Genomic DNA, 4437 nt, shown 5'->3' with positions numbered 1-4437 from the left:
GGCAATCGGGCTCAGCCATTCCCTGATATTACTCTGGTTAATGATGATCGGGTTTTGTGGTGCTTGCTCTTTTTCAAGAGAGCGTGACAGGCTTTGGAACAGTGCCTGAAGCTCGTCCTTCCCTACCGGCATTTGATAAAACTGAATATCGTCAGGTAACTGACAGATTTCCCCGTTGCTCTCATAGCACTTTTGCGCCAGCATCTGCCGGATCGCCTGCTCAAAGGCCAGATCCTGCCAGTCGGCTCCTTTCAGAATCACCCTTTGTCCTGCCCTCAATGACTCAAGTCTGCCGGGAATATGCTGGATTCGCCCCTGTTCATCCACTCCGGGGCCACCCAACAGCAATTGTCGCCAGTTGCTGTGCAAGTGACAGTCAATCAGGACGGTATGGCCGTCATCCATAGCACTTTTGGCGCTGGGGAATTCAGCCAATACCGGGGGAGCTTCGTTGATCTCCATCGCCTGGTCGTTTCCGGTCTGTGGGTCAAACTGCCAGGTATTTCCCGGTCGATTAATTCGCCGCCAAAAATCAGCGCCCGGAGCGGCGGCTCCCGGAGCGTCGTCACGCTGGCCAACCGATGCCAACTGTTCAGGGTTTGCCAGAACCAGCAGGGCAACGTGTTCTCCCAGAGGGCGTTTCTTCTTGCTGACTTTGTCGTATAGGCAGGGGTTATCCGGGTCCAGTAGATCGTTAAATTTCGGCAGTTCCCCGCTGGTGAGCTTGCGGATATCCATCACCAGAGTGAGTGGCTTTGGACCTTCAAACAGCTTGCCTGAACGGAGAACGTGGCGACCATCGCCGGAAATACTCAACCGGCTCACCAGATTATCCTGCGAGAGGTCATCGGGATCGGAGATAAGTGTGACATCACGATTTTCGTCGCTGGCCTCGGCCACTAAAAGCTGTCGAACCTCATCATCACTGGCGACAAAACGAAAGTCGAAGGAATGAGAGACCCCGGAGAGCGGGGAATCTGTTGAGGATACGGCTCTCTCTGTGTCAGGCGACACAATCGGAGGTGATGACAGAGTGAGTTTCGAGGTTAACTCAGCGCAGATTTTCACCTTCTTTTCTGACGATAACTCCAGCTTTGCCGCCTTGGGTGGCACGCCACCATGAGGCAGCTCACTGCCAAGAATGCGTTTGTTTGTTGTTCTGCCAATCTGACCATCCATAGTCAATCTCCGTACTGCAATCCGAAGGACTGTATTGAAAGTGTTTAGTTATATGACCTACAAATAGGATGAAAGTTTCATTTGGATAGCTGTCCGCAACCATCGCAAATGCGATGGTCTCATGGAAGATTCATGGACAATGGTCATTTGCAAAAAATACTGTCCGGGCTTGTACCAATGAGTCACAGATCGAATTCAAATTCACGCTGCTCACAAACTCTTCTGCAATGGTCGTCAGCTCGTCGGACCTGAGCACCAGAGCGTTACTGACGTTGAGTGCCTGCTGTAAGTTGGCATCTTTAACAGAGTTCTGAAACGATAGAGAGCTATTAATGTTACACATCATGAGAAACAGCTCTTCTGGTGAAGACGGATCATAAGCGCCATAGTAGTCTGTCTCCGTGGAGTCCCCGATGGCAGCTTTGACCCAACAATAGGTTAAACATCCGCCTTTTGAGTGCGTCACTCTATACAGGTAATGAGTGAAGGCCTGGTGAATCGATTGCACGGCTTTGTATTTTAAATCATCAACAAGGGTTGGGTTCTTCAGTGGCAGTTCAAGGGACTCTAAAATGGGTTTGTACTTGCCTTCGATATCAGGTTTTTGCGCAAGATCACATTGACTGTCGAATGCTTGCAGAGCATTGGGGCGTTGTTCTTTCACTGCTTCATCTTGATTGATTTTTTCCAACAGTTGCTTCAGGTTCGGGCTGTTCTCAGCTAACAGGGCTTCGACCTTTTGATTAATCATGGTCCTGTACCAGTCAGGCTGCCCCAGAACAATCACCGGACGGTGGTGCGCCTTGCTTGAGGTTAACTGCGAAAATGCGGGATGGTACACCAACATTCGTTCTATATTCGGAACGCCCTTGGGTTCGTCGGTCCAGGTGGTCTGTAAAGATGGGTTGGCAATTTTATTTTCAAGGAATTTCGAAAACCCCTCATGATCATGAGTGATGAACAAGGGGCCACCTTCTTCTTTTTGGAAGTATTGATAAGCCGACTGCCATATCTGGCTATTTTTTCCCCTGGACAATAATTCCTTATACCACTTTTTGAGGCAATGAGCGGCTTCAACCTTTAGTTCATCGATGCCTTCCAGGCGCACCAATAGCTGATGATGCCAGTGGGCGTCCAGGCTATGGCCCTCAAGGGTTGTCACTGCATCAAGCCAACCCGATTCCAGGGCTTCACGGGCAAAGTAAATCACCGAAGGTTTGGTCAGGTCGCTGTGTTTCAGTATATCTACTATTGAGCGAAGCCACTCATGAGGGCTTGCTCCGGTCTGATCAATGATTTTTGAATGGAGTGACTTGAGTTGTTCACTGACCTGATCTTCATCATTTTTGCTCAATATTTCTCTCACTGCCTCTGACATCAGCTTATAGATATGTTCATCACCGTCAGTCTCATCGTCGGCCAATTCCTGATCGTCATTGCCCGGTGCTTCTGTTTCCAGCAACATTGAGAGACCCATGGAAACCAACATTGAGACACCCACGGAAAAACCGGTTAAATCTTTTTCCTTCCAAAGGTTCTTTATCATGTTGGAAGTACTTGGATTTGTGCCCGGTAGTGCATTGTGTGTCTCCAGAACTTTCTTCAGTTCCTCAAGACTCATGCCAATGGCTTCAGCCAGAATTTGCTGTTGTGTTAAATCAGCACCTTTCAGGACATCTTTCAGGAGATCCTTGATATTCCTTGACTCAGTGCCGGAAGCACAGACCTTCCTGGTGGTCTGGAAGTCAGATGTGATTTCAGTCGGCTCCAGGGGCGCCCCACCCAAATCCACTGACTCCCAGGTTCGGCCTCCATCCCCGGAATACTCGGCAAAACTGTGAATAAGGCTATCAACTTGCCGGGATGGAATCCCGTAATAACGGCAAAAAGCAATAAAAACAGGCACTCGATGACGACAGCTACCTTGCCGTCTGGTTACGAGGAATTGAAAGAAATTCATCCAGCGTTCTGGTTGAGCCTCACCGGAAAAATTCTGGCAATATTCCGTGATCGCTTCAATTCTTTGCTTCGTGTCTTTAGCGCTTTTTATTTTCCACAAAATCCCCTGGTCCTGGTCAGTGTTCCTGAACAGTTTGTTCAGTACTGTTTTCATACCTTCTGAACAGTGGGTGTCAAAATGTAATGATCGTTCTGGCAGGGCTTTTTTAGCAGGTGTTTTTTCGCCTGATCCTCTGGGTTCCAGGATATAAGCCACCTGGAAACTCTGGTTAGCTTTGGCTTCAGGAATAGACAGTCTGTGAAGCCCGGTATATCGGTTCCTGACCAGAGTAAATGCCAGGTCGGGTTCTATACGCAGGGCTACGATATAGTCGTTAGGCGTCAGGCTGGGCAAGGCATATTGACCATTTTTCGGTGACACCTCAAAGGTTGCCAGGGTTTGATCGCTGGCTAATGTCACTTCCTGATCACGCCCCGGTAACCGGGCTGGCATGAGGGTTTCGAACCCTTGAATGTGTTGATCACTAATCTCGATCAGTTTGACATCACCCTTAGCAGTCACATAAGTATCTATTACCTGGCAGCGATACATGTGGGAAGGATATTTCTGCGTATTAAAAATTTTATAATCGCAAACTGTTGGGAGCTCCAGACCCTCATATTTCGTTCTTCTGTCCAGTGCCGGAGCGTGTTTCTCTTCGACTTCCGGTTTGTATTTTTCAGAATCGTCAACCCAGTGGTTCGACAGGTCACTTATCTGATGCCAAAACCCGGGCCACAATCGAACTGCATTGGAGTTCCACGCCTCTATCCGTTTCTCAGCCTCCCGAAGATGAGGCTGAGAAACGGATAATTTCAGTGTCAGTGCCTGTTCTTCCGTCAGGCAAAATACGCTGTTGGCGTCCGTGCCCGTCTCGCCAAACTTACGATCAAACCAGCGTTGCTGCCAGTGTCGGTAAAGTGCCTGAGTGAGAATATCGTCCGACTGATCCGGCTTCAGGGAAAGACCGGATGCCAGCCATCTGATCCGGGCCACGCTTTTGATAATTTCGGCTCTGGCTTCCTCTCCATTCAGCTCGGCCTTAATACGAATTTCGTGGCGTTTTTCATCAATACTGTTGAGATAACTCCGTCGTATCAACCACGGACGATCAACGTCGGATACCGTTTGGTTGAACCATTTGCAAAGTCCGGAATCAAGCTCACCGTTACTCATGGTAAGAGCCGTGACAAGAGCCGATGATTCTGGCAGTGCCTCCAGCGATATCCCGGCCGCCATCAGATAAAGCCGGTAGTGCC

The 4437-nt window shown here is 49.1% G+C and carries 2 protein-coding genes; both read right to left on the bottom strand.

Features of this window, described 5'->3' with window-relative positions:
• A partial coding sequence (locus tag KDK19_RS17575; protein ID WP_257292480.1) for a hypothetical protein occupies positions 1-1179 on the bottom strand: 1179 nt, incomplete at its 3' end.
• Positions 1180-1309: 130 nt separating this feature from the next.
• Positions 1310-4437: transglutaminase domain-containing protein (locus tag KDK19_RS17570; RefSeq protein WP_257292479.1), on the bottom strand; the 3128-nt coding region annotated here is incomplete at its 5' end.

Origin of the sequence: Endozoicomonas sp. ONNA1, from assembly GCF_024606325.1 — a bacterium.
Lineage (GTDB): Bacteria > Pseudomonadota > Gammaproteobacteria > Pseudomonadales > Endozoicomonadaceae > Endozoicomonas_A.
The sequence above is the reverse complement of the archived record's forward strand: the minus strand, read 5'-3'. Positions and strand labels throughout refer to the sequence as shown.